This window comes from Nocardia sp. NRRL S-836 (assembly GCF_001279525.1).
Taxonomy (GTDB): Bacteria; Actinomycetota; Actinomycetes; order Mycobacteriales; family Pseudonocardiaceae; genus Lentzea.
In genome coordinates this window covers 194,083-208,719 of record NZ_LGDY01000002.1, presented here as the reverse complement: position 1 = coordinate 208,719, position 14,637 = coordinate 194,083, and the positions used below count along the sequence as shown (strand labels likewise).

Genomic DNA, 14,637 nt, shown 5'->3' with positions numbered 1-14,637 from the left:
TTTCACGCCGAACGTCAGGTGAGCAGGCCCTGGATCGGCCCGAGTGCGAAGTAGACGATGAACGCGGCCGCCACGACCCACATCAGCGGGTGCACGCCGCGGGCCCGGCCGGTCAGCGCCCTGATCAGCACGTAGCTGACGAAGCCCGCGCCGATGCCGTTCGCGATCGAGTAGGTGAACGGCATGACCACGATCGTGAGGAACGCGGGCAGCGCCACCGTGAAGTCGCCGAAGTCGATCTCGCGGATCTGCATCATCATCAACGCGCCGACGACCACCAGCGCCGGTGCGGCCGCCTCGATCGGAACGACCTCGTAGAGCGGCGTGAAGAACATCGCCAGCAGGAACAGCACGCCCGTCACGACGTTCGCGAGACCGGTCCGCGCGCCCTCCGCGATGCCCGACGCCGACTCGATGAAGACGGTGTTGGACGAGCTCGACGCCGCGCCACCGGCCACCGCGCCCAGGCCGTCGACGAACAGCGCCTTGCTCACGTTCGGCAGCTGGCCGTCCTCGTCGATGAGGTCCGCCTCCTTGCCCAGACCGGTCATCGTGCCGACGGTGTCGAAGAAGTCCGTGAGCACCAGCGTGAAGACGATCAGCGCCGCGGCCAGCGCCGGGAGCCGCGTCCACGCGCCGAACGACACGTCACCGAGCAGCGACAGGTCGGGGACGCCGAACACCTTGTCGGGCAGCGCGGGGTAGCCGAGGTTCCAGCCCTTGGCGTTCGTCCCGGCCGACGGGCCCGCCTTGACCAGCGCCTCCAGCACGATCGCGAAGATCGCCGTGCCGACGATGCCGATCAGGATCGCGCCCTTGACCTTGCGCGCGAACAGCACGCCGGTGACCACGAGCCCGACCACGAACACCAGCGTCGGCCAGCTCGCGATCGACCCGTTGATGCCCAGCCCGACCGGCACGGTGGTGTTGGCGGCGTCCGGCAGCCGGCGCACGAACCCGGCGTCGACGAGGCCGATGAACGTGATGAAGAGACCGATGCCCACGGCGATGGCGGCCTTGAGCTCGTTCGGCACGGCGTTGAACACCGCGGTCCGCACGCCGGTGAGGACCAGCAGCAGCACGACCACGCCGTTGACGAGGATGAGCCCCATCGCCTCCGGCCACGACACCTTCGCCGCGACGCTGACCGCCACGAACGAGTTGATGCCCAGGCCGGTGGCCAGTGCGAACGGGTAGTTCGCGATCAGTCCGAACAGGATGGTCATCACGCCGGCGACCAGCGCCGTCACCGCCGCCACCTGGCCGACCGGGAGGATGTTGCCCAGCACGTCCGGGTGCGCACCGGGCCCCGTCGGGGCGAAGCTGCCGATGATCAACGGGTTCAGCACCACGATGTACGCCATCGTGAAGAACGTCACGACGCCGCCGCGCACTTCGCGCGCCACGGTCGAGCCGCGCTCCGAAATCTTGAAGAACCCGTCCAGCATCTGGTCTCCTAACCCCGTGTCCGAACGCGACTCCGCCCCCAGCCCGCCGCCGCTGCCGCACCGGCTGGCCGACCCCGTGCCCGTTGTGCTCGGGGGAACGGCGCTGTGGTTCCTCGGTTTTCTCGTGGTGCTCGTCGCCGACCGCTCGAACGGCGTCCTGCTCTGGACGACCCTGTGCGGCGGTCTGCTCGGGATCATCGGGTACGGAGTCTTCTACTGGCAACGCCGCGCGGCGAGGCGAGGGTCACGTACCGCCCAGCAGGGCCTCGACGACGTCTGAGCCGGGCGGCTAGTCCGCGCCCAGCGCCCGCAGGAGGAACTCCGCCAGCTCGTCCAGGTACCGGTCGTCCACCGGCGCGTGCCGCACCACGAGCCGCCAGTAGATCGGCCCCGCCAGCACGTCCAGCGCCACGTCCACGTTGAGGTCGGCGCGCAGCTCCCCGCGCTCCACCGCCCGCGTCAGCGTCTCCGACGCGATGTCCCTGCGCGGCTGCCCCACCCCGGTCGCGATCGCGTCCGACAGCGCCGGGTTGCGCCCGCCCTCGGCGATCAGGTCGGGCAGGATCGCCGCGATCCGGTGGTGCGTCAGCCAGTCGTGCACCGCCCGCAGCATCGCGCGCAGGTCGGCCCGCAGCGATCCCGTGTGCGGGACCTCCGCCGCGGGCACGCTCAGCTCCGCCAGCACGGCGATCACCATGTCCTGCTTGGACGGCCACCGCCGGTAGAGCGCGCTCTTGCCGACGCCCGCGCGTTTTGCGACGGCCTCCATCGACAGCCGCCCGTAGCCGCACGCGGCCAGCTCGTCCAGCACCGCCTCCGAGATGGCGGCGGTGACGTGCGGTTGCAGGACGGCGGCTCCGGTCGGGGCGCGTTTGGTCACGGACCCAAGTGTGGACGATACGGTCCCGTCCCGTCTAATCTGGTCGAGACGTGACCGTATCGTCCTGACCGAGGAAGTCCCTGACATGCTCTTGGACCAAGCGCTTGACCTGCTGCTGAAGAAGGACATGGCCGGGTTCGCCGACCTGTGGGCCGACGACGGCCGGATGGAGTTCCCGTTCGCCCCCGAGGGCTGGCCGAAGGAGGTCAACGGCCGCGAGGCCGTCCACGACTACCTGCGCGACTACCCGTTGATGATCGACGTCCACGAGGTCCCCTGGCGGCTCGTTCACCGGACGGCCGACCCGGACGTCACGGTGGCCGAGTTCGACCTGACCGGCGAGCTCGTCGCGACCGGCAGGCCGTTCCGCAACCGCTACGTCGTGGTGATCACCGAACGCGACGGCCGGATCGCCGAGTGGCGCGACTACTGGAACCCGCTGGCCGCGGCGGAGCTGTCGTGACCGTCCTCGTCATCGGCGGCACCGGCACGACCGGCAGCCGCGTCGCGCACCGGCTCGGCGCCGAGGCCCGCATCGCCTCGCGTCGCACCGGGTTCGACTGGTACCGCCCGGAGACGTACGCGCCGGTGCTCGACGGGACGCGTGCCGTCTACCTCATCCCGCCGGTCGGCGAGATCGACCCGGCACCGCACGTCGAGCGCTTCCTCGACGTCTCCGGCGACCGCAGGGTCGTGCTGCTCAGCTCCTCCGCCGTCCAGGACGACCCGAACGCCCGCCTGGTCAGGCAGCTGCCGGAGTGGACGGTGCTGCGCCCGTCGTGGTTCATGCAGAACTTCGTCGACGACACCCACCCGGTGGCCACCGGCGTACGTGCCGGCGAGATCGTCACGGCCACCGGTGACGGCCGTGTCGCGTTCGTGGACGCCGATGACATCGCCGCGGTGGCCGTCGCGGCGCTCACCGGGGACCCGCACAACACCGAGCACGTGATCACCGGCCCGGAGGCGCTCAGCTACGCCGACGCCGCCGCGATCATCACCGGGCACACCGGCGTCCCGGTCCGCCACCGCGCCGTCAGCGCGGCCGAGATGGCCGAACGCTTCGCGGGCGTCGTGCCGGCGGAGTTCGCGGTCATGCTCGCCGCGCTCGACGAGGCCATCGCCGGCGGCGCCGAGGACCGGGTGACCAGCACGGTCGAGGACGTCACCGGGCGTTCACCCAGGTCGTTCGGGGCGTTCGTGGCCGCGCACCGCGACCGGTGGTAAATCCCCTGCATGGTCATCACCACCGACTGGGTCCGGCTGCTGGTCGTCTGCGTCGTCTTCACGGCCGCGGCCGCCGGGGTCGCCTGGGCCACCGGCCTCACCACGCCGAAGCCCTTCGTCAAGGCGGCGTTGCGCGCCGTGGTCCAGCTCGCCGCGGTCAGCGCGGTGATCACGGTCGTCCTGACCAACCTGGGGCTCACCGGCGCGTTCCTGGTGGTGATGGCGACCGTGGCCACGGCGACGGCGGCCGCGCGCACGAAGACCGGCTGGCAGGGGATCTGGGTGGGGGCAGCGGTCCTGGTCGGCACGGTGCCGGCGCTCGGCCTGCTGATCGGGCTGGGGCTGGTGCCGGTCAAGGGCATCGCGCTGGTCCCGATCGGGGGAATCCTCATCGGTGGCGCCATGACCACCACCACGCTGTCCGTGCGACGGGCGCTCGACACCCTCAAGGACCGCAACGGTGAGTACGAGGCGGCGCTGGCGCTCGGGTTCATCGAGCCGACGGCGGTCCGGTTCCTGATCCGCAAGCCGGCGGCCGAGGCGTTGCTGCCGCCGCTCGACCAGACCAGGACGGTCGGACTGGTCACCCTTCCGGGCGCGTTCGTCGGCATGCTCCTGGGCGGGGCGCCGGTGTGGCAGGCGGGTGCGTTGCAGCTGCTGGTGCTCCTGGCCCTGCTCGCGGTCGAGGTGGCCGCCGTCGCGACCGTGGTCGAGCTGGTCGCGAGGGGACTGGTGCGCAGGACTTCCCAGGAAGAAGAAGTTAGGCTAACCTAAGTCTCGTCGCTTCGTGGTGGGAGCGGCAGTCAGTTCGGGAACGGACGAGGCCCCCGCTCTGGGCAGAGCGGGGGCCTCGTCGTGTTCGGCAGCGGGGCTTGTCGGAGCATCCACCGCCGAAGTCCTCAGAGCCGCAGGCCGTTCTGGCCCGCGCGGGCGGCCTCGAAGCGGGCGGAGACGTCCTCCCAGTTCACGACGTTCCACAGCGCACTGATGTAGTCCGCCTTCAGGTTGCGGTACTGCAGGTAGTACGCGTGCTCCCAGATGTCGAACGCGAGCAGCGGCGTCGTCGCGATCGACAGGTTCGAGTGGTGGTCCTTGAGCTGCAGCGTGACCAGCTTCTGGCCGATCGGCTCCCACGCGAGGATGCCCCAGCCGGAGCCCTGGATCGACGACGCGGCGGCGTTGAGCTGAGCGCGGAACCGGTCGAACGAGCCGAAGTGCTCGTCGATGGCGGCAGCCAGCTCGCCGACCGGCTTGTCGCCGCCGTTCGGGCTCAGGTTCTTCCACCACACCTGGTGCAGCGCGTGCCCGGCCAGGTGGAACGCGAGCGTGGTCTCCAGGCCGACGATCCCGCCGAAGTTCTCCTTGTCGCGGGCCTCCTCGATCTGCTCCAGCGTGTCGTTCGCGCCCTTGACGTAGGCCGCGTGGTGCTTGCCGTGGTGCAGCTCGTTGATCTCGCCGATGATCGCCGGCTCCAGGTCGCCGTAGTCGTAGTCGAGATCCGGCAGCACGTACTGGGCCATGACATCTCCCCAATTGCAATCGATTGGTTCTTGCAACTTACTAGCAACAAGGTCGAGTTAACCAGTTGCGGGGGCCCGTACCGTCGAAAGCGTGTCCGTGCTGACAGCCAGGAACGTGTCGCTGTCGTTCGGTCCGAGGACCGTGATCTCGGAGGTCGATCTCGATGTTTCGCCTGGTGACCGCGTCGGCCTGAGCGCGCCGAACGGTGTCGGCAAGTCCACGCTGCTGCGCGTTCTCGCGGGCGAGCTCCCGCCGGAGACCGGGACCGTCTCCGCCACCGGGACCGTCGCGCACCTGACGCAGGAGACCCTCCACCACGCCGGGGAGTCGTTGCGCGACCACCTCGCCCGCCGCACCGGTGTCGCCGCCGCCGAAGCCTGGCTGCAGCGCGCCGCCGAGCAGCTGGCCGACGGTGGCGGCGCCGACTACCCGGACGCGCTCGACCACTGGACCGCCATCGGTGCCGGTGACTTCGACGACCGCGCCGAGGCGGTCTGCCAGCGCCTCGGCCTGCCCGCCGACCTGCTCGACGGCCGTGCGCCCGACGAGCTGTCCGGCGGCCAGCAGGCGCGGCTGCGGCTGGCGGCGGTGCTGCTCACGCGTGCCGACGTGCTGCTGCTCGACGAGCCCACCAACGACCTGGACGCCGCCGGGCTCGACCTCCTGGAGTCGCACGTGCGCGGCCACCCCGGCGCGATCGTGCTCGTGAGCCACGACCGGGAGTTCCTCGCGCGCACCACGACCGCGATCGCCGAGCTGGACGAGTTCACCCACCACCTCACCGTGTTCCGCGGCGGCTGGGACGCCTACGTCGAGGAGAAGGCGACCGCGCAACGCCGCGCCCGTGAGGAGTACGAGGCCTACGTCGCCCAGCGCGACTCGCTCGTGCAGCGCGGCCGGCAGGTCAAGGAGTGGTCGCGGCAGGGCGTGCGGCGCGCCACCAGCGCCAAGGCGCGCAACGACGAACCGGACAAGCCGCTGCGCCAGGCCCGCAAGCAGTCGGCCGAGAACCTGACCGCCAAAGCGTCCGTTGTGGACCGCCGGCTGGCGCGGCTGGACGAGGTCGACGAGCCGCGCGAGGCGTGGGAGCTGCGGCTGTCGCTGCCCTCGGCCGGGCGTGGCAGCCTCGACACGTTCACGTTGCGCGGGGCCGTCGTCAGCCGCGGCGACGTGACGCTCGGGCCGGTCGACCTCACGATCGGCGCGGGGGAGCGGTGGCGGATCACCGGCCCGAACGGGTCGGGCAAGTCGACGTTGCTGGGCGCCCTGCTCGGCCGCATCCCGCTCGACTCCGGCGAACGCTCGATGGGACCCGGTGTCGTGGTCGGCGAGGTCGACCAGCTGCGCGCGGAGTTCGCCGCCGACCGGACGGCGTTGCGGATCGTCGCCGACGCGACCGGACTGCCGGACGTCGAGGTGCGCACGCTGCTCGCGAAGTTCCGGGTGGGCGCGGACGCCGTGCTGCGGCCCGCCCGCGAGCTCTCACCCGGCGAACGCACCCGCGCGGGCTTGGCGTTGCTGCAAGCGCGCGGCACGAACTGTTTGGTCCTCGACGAACCGACGAACCACTTGGATTTGCCGGCTATCGACCAGCTCGAACAGGCGCTGGACACCTACGCGGGCACGTTGCTGCTGGTCACCCACGATCGGCGGCTCGCTTCGGCCGTGCGGGTGGACCACGAGATCAACGTGCGTGACCTCCTCACGTTTCCACGCGCTAAGGGTGGAAGATAGGAGCATGACCACCGAGGAGGACTGGCCGGTCGAACAGACCTGGTCGATGCGCAACACCCACTGGCACGCCTATGTGGAGCACACTTCGCTCGACCACGCCTCCCCTCGCCAGGTCCGCCTGGAGCGCACGCCCGAGGAGGTGCTGACCTCGCCCGCCGAGGTCGCCGCCTGGCTCGAGGTCAACCTGCGCAGCGCCACGCGCCCGGAGGAGACCGGGAAGAAGCGGGTGAAGGACGAGCGCGACTTCACCGACTCCAACCGCGTGCACGCCTCACTGGCCTCGCGCGGCGAGTCGATCTACACGGGCGTGAAGGGCGAGCTGACGCTGGCCGTCGAGGCCGTGACGCCGGACGAGTGCCGGATCTCGCACGACGGCGCCGACGTGGCGCCGTTGAAGGCGGGCCGCCGCCGCTAGCCCAGCCGCCGCACGGCGAACCGATCAGGTGGCCGGCGCCGTTGCCGACGCCGGCCCTCCGGAAGCCCGCTTCGTGCGCTGCTAGCCGATGTGCCACGCGTGCACGGGCTCACCCGCGTGCATCAGCTCCATGTACCGCTTGAGCATCCCGGACAGCGCCGCGTCCCGGGACATGCCGCGTTCCTCCAGCAGCGCAACGGTTTCCCGCTGCCACGACGACCCGGTGCGCCGGGCGAGGCAGCGCTGCTCGATCACGCCGAGGTAGCGTTCGCGGGCCTCGTCGGAGACACCGCAGTCGCGCAGGCCCTCGTGCGCCATCGGCAGCAGCCGGCGCAGCACCAGCTCGTCCGGCGGGATCCAGCCGATGCCCGGCCAGTACAGCTGGGCGTTCATGCCGTGCCGCGCGCCGGTGTAGAAGTTCTCCTCGGCCGCCTGGAACGACATCTGCGTCCACAGTGGACGTTCCTGTGCGGTGAGCGCGCGCTGGGTGCCGTAGAAGAACGCGGCGTTCGCCATCGTGTCGAGCACCGTGGGACCCGCGGGCAGGACCCGGTTCTCGACCCGCAGGTGCGGCACGCCGTCGACGACGTCGTAGACGGGCCGGTTCCAGCGCCAGATCGTGCCGTTGTGCAGGCGCAGCTCGGAAAGCCGAGGCGCGCCACCGGCTTCGAGGGTCTCGATCGGGTCCTCGTCGTCGGTTTCCGGCAGCAGGCTGGGGAAGTAGCGCACGTTCTCCTCGAACAGGTCGAAGATCGACGTGATCCACCGTTCACCGAACCACACCCGCGGCCGCACGCCCTGGTTCTTGAGCTCGTCCGGGCGGGTGTCGGTGGCCTGCTGGAACAACGGGATCCGCGTCTCGTGCCAGAGCGCCTTGCCCAGCAGGAAAGCGGAGTTCGCGCCGATCGCGACCTGCACACCGGCCAGGCACTGCGCGGCGTTCCAGTGCGCGGCGAAGTGCGTCGGCTCGACCTGCAGGTGCAGCTGCACCGACGTGCACGCCGCCTCCGGGAGGATCGACTCCGCGTAGCTCAGCAGCTTCTCCGGACCCTTGCCCGGCATCGCCGGGCCTTCCATGTGCAGCACCATCTCCTCGCCGCGCGCGGCGAAGATGGTGTCGTTGAGCAGCGCGTACCGCGGGCTGTCCGAAAGCCACCTCTTGTCGAAGTGCCGCTGCCGCAACGTGGGCAGCACCCCGATCATCGCGAGGTTCGCGCCCACGTCCTGCGCCTTGGCGTCCGCGCTGTCGAGCGACGAGCGCAGCTCCTCCTCCAGCCCGAGCATCTCACCGCCGGCGAGCTCGCGCGGCGGGACGTTGATCTCCAGGTTCTGCTGCCCCAGCTCCAGCGTGTACGAGGGGTCGTCGATCTTCTCAAGCACCTCGGAGTTCGCCATGGCCGGCCGCATCGCGTCGTCGACGAGGTTCAGCTCGATCTCCAGCCCCATCTGCCTGCGGGGGAACGAGAACGTGTCTTCTGCGAGCATTGTCGCCAAGGCGTCCAGACTCCGCTGCATCTTCGAGCGGTAACGCTGACGATCGTCTCTGGTGAACGTGCGGCTGGACACTTCGCTTCCCATGCCGCTACCCCTTCGCTCGGCGCCGGTGGGCGCGGGCCAGGCGGAACGCCCAACGTGACACAGCGGTAACCAGGTTGACATCGCCCAAATCGGTGCTCTCTGTCACGTCGGAGTAACAACCAGCGATCATCCGCTGGTCGGGCGTGTGGCGTTCCGCCCTCCGGACTACCCGGCCTGTTCCACATCAGGCCGGGTGCAAAACTTCCGGCGTGGCAACAGTGATCGAGATCAACGACCCCGCCGACCCCCGGCTGGACGACTTCCGCGACCTGTCGACGGCCGACCGCAGGCCCGACCGGCCGGGCGGACGCGGTCTCGTGATCGCCGAGGGCGTGGTCGTGGTGGAACGCCTGCTGACCTCCCCGTACCCGGTCCGCGGCCTGCTCGGCGTCCGCCGCCGCGTCGAGGCCCTCGACCTCTCCGACCTGGACGTTCCCGCCTACGTGACGTCAGCGGAGGTCATGGCGTCAGTCGTCGGCTTCCACCTGAACAGGGGCGTCCTCGCCGCCGCCGACCGCGCCCCGGCCGTGTCGTTCGACGCACTGGTCTCCGGCGCCCGGCGCCTCGCCGTCCTCGAAGGCGTCGGCGACCACGAGAACCTCGGCTCGATCTTCCGCAACGCCGCCGCCCTGGGCGTCGACGGCGTCCTGCTCGGCCCAGGCTGCAGCGACCCCCTGTACCGCCGCAGCGTGCGCGTGTCGATGGGCCACGTCCTGCGCGTGCCGTTCGCTACCACGGAAGAGTGGCCCACGGCGCTGGACATGTTGCGGAACAAGGGTTTCACAGTTGCCGCCCTGACCCCGCGCCCCTCCGCACTGCATCTTGCAGACGCCAACTTGCGCGGCCGCCGCGTGGCCGTCCTCCTCGGCTCGGAAGGCCCCGGCCTGACCGACGAGGCCATCGCCGCCGCCGACCTGGCCGTGCGCATCCCGATGTCGTCCGGCGTGGACTCCCTGAACGTCGCGACCGCGGGCGCCGTGGCCTTCTACGCCCTGCTCTAACCGTTGCCGTCAGAGCAGGGTCAAGATCAACACGACCCACGCCACCAGCACCCCGGTGACGACGCCGTACGACACCCACCGCCACACCGGCACCTTGCGCCCAAGCCACACACTCGGCGCAAGCCCGCCCACCACCAACACGTTGGCGACGAGCGCCAGCCACCGGCTGGTCTCCCCAAGGCCAAGCGACAACGACACGACCGTCACGGTGACGATGGCCGCCGTGATGAAGCTGACCGTGAGCCCAGTCCCCCAGGGCGTCGGCTCCGGCTCCTCCTCCGGCACCTCGACCGAGGCCTCCGCCTCGACCTCCGCCCGCGGCTCCTCCTCCGGCGCCTCAACGCTGACCCGCTCACCACTCACCGGATCGAGGTACCGCACGGGCGCGTTCATGACCGCCGCAAGCCGCCCGGCAAGCTGCTTCCCCCGCCGCATGACCAACGCACTGGCCACCCCATCCGCAGGCGTCTCGCTGCGCACAACGGCATCAGCGACCTTCGCCCACTCGTGCAGGGCCTCAGCCAGGTCAGCACCAAGGGGAAGGGTGTGCGGATCGACCTCACGCTCGCCGGTCTCGTCCTCCCCGGCGAGCACGGCGCGCCCATCCCGGACTCGCAACTCCACTGATTCTCCTCCGGTGGTCTCGGCGCAAAACCTATCGGACAGGACCGGGAAGGGAGAACGAGTTGCACCCGGCAGCTTTGCCGTTCGGCCTCAGGAGCGGGATGCCACGGACGACGGCCCTGATCGAGCGAAGCGAGACGACCCTCCCTGACCTCAGGCATTCAACACCCGTCGAGCGAAGCGAGGCGTTTCTACCTTCCCTTGACGGGTACCGGTATCAAGGCCTTCGTTTTGCGATTGGGGCTTGACTTTGAGGGCGGGGCGATATCCTGGTAGGGATCGGCCGGGCTCCTTATGCCCGGCTTTTTAAGGCCGACTCATCGCCCCGCTAGAGGCTCGAAGTCAAGCCCCAATCGCGATCGTCGCGAAGCGGCGATGAACCCACAACGCCGTCCCTGCCTGATCAACCACGGTGCCAAGGCGACAGACAACGGACGCAACCCAACCCCGCCCCTAAGGCGACAGACCACGGACCCAAACCGAACCCCCGACGCGACCCCCAGTCGTGGGATCGCGTTCGCGCCAGATCCCCATTGGCGCGAACGCGACCCAGACCTACGCGAGCGAGTCGCGCCAGGCCGTGTGCAGGGCGGCGAACCGCCCCCGCTCACCGATCAGCTCCGCGGGGGAGCCGTCTTCCACCACAATGCCACCATCCAGGACCAGGACGCGGTCGGCGATCAGGACCGTGGACAGGCGGTGGGCGATGATGAACGCCGTTCGGTCGGCCAGGACGGTTTCCAGGGCGGCTTGGACGGCGCGTTCGGTGGGGACGTCGAGGGATGATGTTGCCTCATCGAGGACCAGGACCGCGGGATTTGCCAGGAAGGCGCGCGCGAAGGCGACCATCTGGCGTTGGCCCGCGGAGAGGCGGCCGCCGCGTTTGCGCACGTCGGTGTCGTAGCCCTCGGGGAGGGCGGCGATGAACTCGTGGGCGCCGACCTCGGCGGCGGCGGCTTCGACCTCGGCGCGGGTGGCGCCGGGGCGGCCCAGGGCGATGTTGTCGGCGACCGAGCCGGAGAACAGGAAGTTCTCCTGGGTCACCATCGTGACGGCGCGACGCAGGTCCACGTCGGCGACCGAGCGCAGGTCGACGCCGTCGAGCAGCACGGCGCCCGCGGACGGGTCGTAGAAGCGGGCCACCAGTTTGGCGAGCGTGGTCTTGCCGGCGCCGGTCGCGCCGACGAGGGCCACGGTCTGGCCGGCGGGCACGTCCAGCGTGAACTTCGGCAGCACCACCCGCGAGGTCGACGGGTAGGCGAACTCCACCCCGGCGAACCGGATCGCGCCGCGCGCGTGCGGGAGGGCGACCGGGGTCTCCGGCTCCGGCACCGACGGCTCCTCCTGCAGGAGGCCGGAGATCTTCTCCAGCGCCGCGGCGGCCGCCGAGTAGGAGTTCGCGAACATCGCCAGCTCGTCGAACGGGTCGTAGAAGCGGCGCAGGTACAGGGTGAACGCGGCCAGCACGCCGAGCTCCAGCGAGCCGGACGTCACCCGGTACGCGCCCCACGCCAGCACCACGGCCAGCGACACGTTGCCGATCGTGCGGATCGTCGCGGTGAACGCCGCCATCACGCCGAGCGCGTCGGTGTTCGCGTCGCGGTACTGGGCGTTGAGGCCCGTCATGATCTGCTCGTTGCGCGGCTGGCGGCGGAACGCCTGGACCGCGCGGATGCCGTTCATCGACTCGACGATCTGCACGATGATCTTGGCGATGGCGCCGCGGGTGCCGCGGTAGGCCTCCATCGAGCGGCGGCGGAACCAGCGCCAGATCAGGTACGCGGGCAGGAAGCCGGCCAGCACGACCGTGGCCAGCGGGGCGTCGAGCCACAGCAGGACCACCGCGATGCCCACCACGGACAGCGCGGCGTTGAAGAGGCTGTCGAGGCCCTCCTCCAGCAGGTCCTGCATCGCGTCGACGTCGCTGGTCAGCCGGGAGATGACCTTGCCGGACGTGTACCGCTCGTGGAAGCCGACCGACAGCCGCTGCGAGTGCTCGAAGATCCGCCCGCGCAGGTCGAGCAGCAGGTCCTGCCCGACCCGGCCGGAGATCCGCAGGAACGCCCAGCGCAGGAACGTCGTCAGCACCGCGCAGACCGCGTACCCGGCGACGCACCACACCAGGATCGACGCGCCACCGTCCATCGCGGCCGGGATGCCCTGGTCGATCGCCGCGGCGATCAGCAGCGGACCCGCCAGGTTCGCGAGGTTGCCGCCGAACACCGCCGCCACCGCGAGCGACGCGCGCTTCACGTGCGGGCGCAGCAACGACCCCAGCAGCCGGCGCGACCGGGCCTGCAGGCGCAGGCCCGTCGAGTGCGACAGCTCCTCGATCTCCTCGGCGGCGACGCCGCGCCACTCCTCTTCCTGTTGCACGGCAACAGCAACATCACTCACGACGCCACCTCCTCTTCGATCAGTTCGTCGTCCGTGCTGGACAGCAGGCGCCGATATTCGTCGTTCGTCTCCAGCAGCTCCCGGTGCAGGCCGACCGCGGCGATCTTGCCGTCGACCAGCATCGCGACCCGGTCGGCCAGCTGCACCGTCGACGGCCGGTGCGCGACGACCAGCGCCGTCACCCCGTGCAGCACCCGGCGCAACGCCGCCTCGACCTCGGCCTCGGTGTGCACGTCCAGCGCCGACAGCGGGTCGTCCAGCACCAGCACCGCCGGCCTGCCGACGACCGCGCGGGCCAGCGCCAGCCGCTGCCGCTGGCCACCGGACAGCGACAGGCCCTGCTCGCCGATGCGCGTCGCGAGCCCCCACGGCAGCGCGTCCGCGAACTCCTCGGCCTTCGCCACCCGCAGCGCCTCCCGCACCCGCGCCTCGTCGACGTCCGGCACGCCCAGTGCCACGTTCTCGGTCACCGACGCGGAGAACAGCACCGGTTCCTCGAACGCCGTGCCGACCACCCGACGCAGCTCGTCCAGCGACAGGTCGCGCACGTCCACGCCGTCGATCGTCACGCGGCCGCCCGTCACGTCCGCCAGCCGCGGCACCAGCGCCGTCAGCGTCGTCTTGCCGGAACCGGTCGCGCCGACCAGCGCCAGCGTCTCGCCGGGCCGCAGGTCCAGGTCGACACCGGAGAGCACCTCGCGGCCGTCCTCGAACGCGAAGTGCACGTCCTCGAACCGCACGTGCCCGACCACGGGCGCCGGCAGCGGCACCGGCGCGGCCGGGCTGGTGATCGTCACCGGGACGTCGCGGACCTCCCAGTACCGCTCGGCCGCCGAGGCGGCCTGGTTCGTCTCGGCCAGCAGCCACCCGATCGAGTCGATCGGCCACCGCAGGTACGCGCTGACCGCGACCGCCGCGACCAGCGAACCGACCGTCAGCCAGCCGTTGACGATGCCGACCGCGCCGACGGCGAGCATGCCCGCGATCGACAGCTCCGGCAGCACGATCAGCACCGACCACAGCGCGGCCAGGATGGACACCTTGCTCAGCTCGGTCGAGCGCAGCTCACGGGCCTGCGCGAGGAACCGCTTCGACAGCTCCGGGCCGCGCCCGAACGCCTTGAGCACCCGGATCCCGAGCACCGACTCCTCGACGGTCGTGGTCAGGTCGCCCGCCTGGTCCTGCGCCCTGCGCGCGACGACCTTGAACTTCGCCTCGAAGAAGTAGGAGATGACGATCAACGGCAGTGAGCCGCACAGCGACACGATCAGCAGCCACGGCGACAGGACCGCGATGATGCCCATCCCGACCACGATGACCAGGCTGTTCACGATGAGGAACACGATCGCGAACGCCACGAAGCGCCGGATCGTGCTCAGGTCGTTCGTGGCGCGTGAGAGCAGCTGCCCCGACTGCCACCGGTCGTGGAACGAGACCTGCAGCCGCTGCAGGTGCCGGTAGAGGTCCGCCCGCATGCCGGCCTCGACCTCGGCGGCGGGTCTCGCCGCGAGCTTGCGCCGCACGTAGAACAGGCCCGCCTCGCCGAACCCGAGCAGCAGCACGCCCAGGATCAGCCACGGCAGGACCGCGGTCTCCTTGTTCTGGATGGGTCCGTCGACGATGCGCTGGGTGAGCAGCGGGATGCCGAGACCGCACAGCATCGCGAGCATCGTCGCCGAGAGCACGACAGTCATCCGCGCGCGGTGCGGCCGCACGTACGGCCACAGCCTCCGCAACGTCCCGATCGTCGTCTTGCGTTGATCGCTCACGCGATGAGCCCCCTCTTGGTGTTCCTCGACAGTACGAAGGAGC

14 protein-coding genes are annotated in these 14,637 nt (G+C 70.5%); 7 read left to right on the top strand and 7 right to left on the bottom strand.

Annotated features, from left to right (window positions below; all coding sequences use genetic code 11):
- Nucleotides 1-14 precede the first annotated feature (14 nt).
- The gene (locus ADL03_RS03055; protein WP_053731805.1) at nt 15-1,448 is read right to left on the bottom strand and encodes an NCS2 family permease; all 1,434 of its coding nucleotides are present in this window, start codon (nt 1,446-1,448) and stop codon (nt 15-17) included.
- A 16-nt stretch (nt 1,449-1,464) separates the two neighbouring features.
- Between ADL03_RS03055 and ADL03_RS49335 the strand changes: the two genes are divergently transcribed.
- Nucleotides 1,465-1,728, top strand: coding sequence for a DUF2530 domain-containing protein (locus tag ADL03_RS49335; RefSeq protein WP_053731804.1), 264 nt, complete (start codon nt 1,465-1,467; stop codon nt 1,726-1,728).
- Between the two features lie 9 nt (nt 1,729-1,737).
- On the opposite strand, the gene ADL03_RS03045 is transcribed toward ADL03_RS49335, so the two are convergent.
- Nucleotides 1,738-2,328: a TetR/AcrR family transcriptional regulator gene (locus tag ADL03_RS03045; protein WP_053731803.1), complete on the bottom strand. Its 591-nt coding sequence runs from the start codon at nt 2,326-2,328 to the stop codon at nt 1,738-1,740.
- Nucleotides 2,329-2,413: 85 nt separating this feature from the next.
- Here ADL03_RS03045 and ADL03_RS03040 point away from each other — a divergent pair, with 85 nt between their 5' ends.
- From ADL03_RS03040 to ADL03_RS03030, 3 genes are read left to right on the top strand one after another with little or no spacing between them, the layout of a single operon-like run.
- Complete coding sequence (locus tag ADL03_RS03040; protein ID WP_053731802.1) at nt 2,414-2,791, top strand: nuclear transport factor 2 family protein; 378 nt, start codon at nt 2,414-2,416, stop codon at nt 2,789-2,791.
- On the top strand, nt 2,788-3,555 hold the full coding sequence (locus ADL03_RS03035) for an oxidoreductase (RefSeq protein ID WP_053731801.1): 768 nt from the start codon (nt 2,788-2,790) through the stop codon (nt 3,553-3,555). Before ADL03_RS03040 ends, ADL03_RS03035 begins: the two co-directional genes overlap by 4 nt.
- Nucleotides 3,556-3,564: 9 nt before the next feature.
- The gene (locus ADL03_RS03030; protein ID WP_053731800.1) at nt 3,565-4,329 is read left to right on the top strand and encodes an ABC transporter permease; all 765 of its coding nucleotides are present in this window, start codon (nt 3,565-3,567) and stop codon (nt 4,327-4,329) included.
- A gap of 125 nt (nt 4,330-4,454) precedes the next feature.
- Here the strand turns inward: ADL03_RS03030 and ADL03_RS03025 are convergent, their stop codons facing one another.
- A complete protein-coding gene (locus ADL03_RS03025; protein ID WP_053731799.1) occupies nt 4,455-5,075 on the bottom strand; it encodes a superoxide dismutase in 621 nt (206 codons plus the stop codon).
- Between the two features lie 91 nt (nt 5,076-5,166).
- Here ADL03_RS03025 and ADL03_RS03020 point away from each other — a divergent pair, with 91 nt between their 5' ends.
- Entirely contained in the window at nt 5,167-6,810 is a 1,644-nt protein-coding gene (locus ADL03_RS03020; protein WP_053731798.1) for an ABC-F family ATP-binding cassette domain-containing protein, read from the top strand.
- A 4-nt stretch (nt 6,811-6,814) separates the two neighbouring features.
- A complete protein-coding gene (locus ADL03_RS03015; protein ID WP_030467775.1) occupies nt 6,815-7,225 on the top strand; it encodes a hypothetical protein in 411 nt (136 codons plus the stop codon).
- An 81-nt stretch (nt 7,226-7,306) separates the two neighbouring features.
- Here ADL03_RS03015 and ADL03_RS03010 read toward each other — a convergent pair whose 3' ends face one another.
- Nucleotides 7,307-8,803: a glutamate--cysteine ligase gene (locus ADL03_RS03010; protein WP_053731797.1), complete on the bottom strand. Its 1,497-nt coding sequence runs from the start codon at nt 8,801-8,803 to the stop codon at nt 7,307-7,309.
- 209 nt (nt 8,804-9,012) lie between these two features.
- Between ADL03_RS03010 and ADL03_RS03005 the strand changes: the two genes are divergently transcribed.
- On the top strand, nt 9,013-9,804 hold the full coding sequence (locus ADL03_RS03005; RefSeq protein ID WP_053731796.1) for an RNA methyltransferase: 792 nt from the start codon (nt 9,013-9,015) through the stop codon (nt 9,802-9,804).
- Between the two features lie 9 nt (nt 9,805-9,813).
- On the opposite strand, the gene ADL03_RS49330 is transcribed toward ADL03_RS03005, so the two are convergent.
- The 3 genes from ADL03_RS49330 to ADL03_RS02990 form a co-directional block, all read right to left on the bottom strand.
- Nucleotides 9,814-10,428, bottom strand: a complete 615-nt coding sequence (locus ADL03_RS49330) for a DUF2537 domain-containing protein (RefSeq protein WP_053731795.1) — start codon at nt 10,426-10,428, stop codon at nt 9,814-9,816.
- Between the two features lie 555 nt (nt 10,429-10,983).
- A complete protein-coding gene (locus ADL03_RS02995) occupies nt 10,984-12,825 on the bottom strand; it encodes an ABC transporter ATP-binding protein (protein WP_053731794.1) in 1,842 nt (613 codons plus the stop codon).
- Nucleotides 12,822-14,594, bottom strand: coding sequence for an ABC transporter ATP-binding protein (locus tag ADL03_RS02990; RefSeq protein WP_082372831.1), 1,773 nt, complete (start codon nt 14,592-14,594; stop codon nt 12,822-12,824). The genes ADL03_RS02995 and ADL03_RS02990 overlap by 4 nt, the downstream gene beginning before the upstream one ends.
- Nucleotides 14,595-14,637: the final 43 nt, after the last annotated feature.

Coding starts and splice junctions, on each gene's coding strand:
- ADL03_RS03055 (WP_053731805.1), bottom strand. CDS start 1,448: ATGCTGGACGGGTTCTTCAAGATTTCGGAGCGCGGCTCGACCGTGGCG.
- ADL03_RS03040 (WP_053731802.1), top strand. CDS start 2,414: ATGCTCTTGGACCAAGCGCTTGACCTGCTGCTGAAGAAGGACATGGCC.
- ADL03_RS03030 (WP_053731800.1), top strand. CDS start 3,565: ATGGTCATCACCACCGACTGGGTCCGGCTGCTGGTCGTCTGCGTCGTC.
- ADL03_RS03025 (WP_053731799.1), bottom strand. CDS start 5,075: ATGGCCCAGTACGTGCTGCCGGATCTCGACTACGACTACGGCGACCTG.
- ADL03_RS03015 (WP_030467775.1), top strand. CDS start 6,815: ATGACCACCGAGGAGGACTGGCCGGTCGAACAGACCTGGTCGATGCGC.
- ADL03_RS03010 (WP_053731797.1), bottom strand. CDS start 8,803: ATGGGAAGCGAAGTGTCCAGCCGCACGTTCACCAGAGACGATCGTCAG.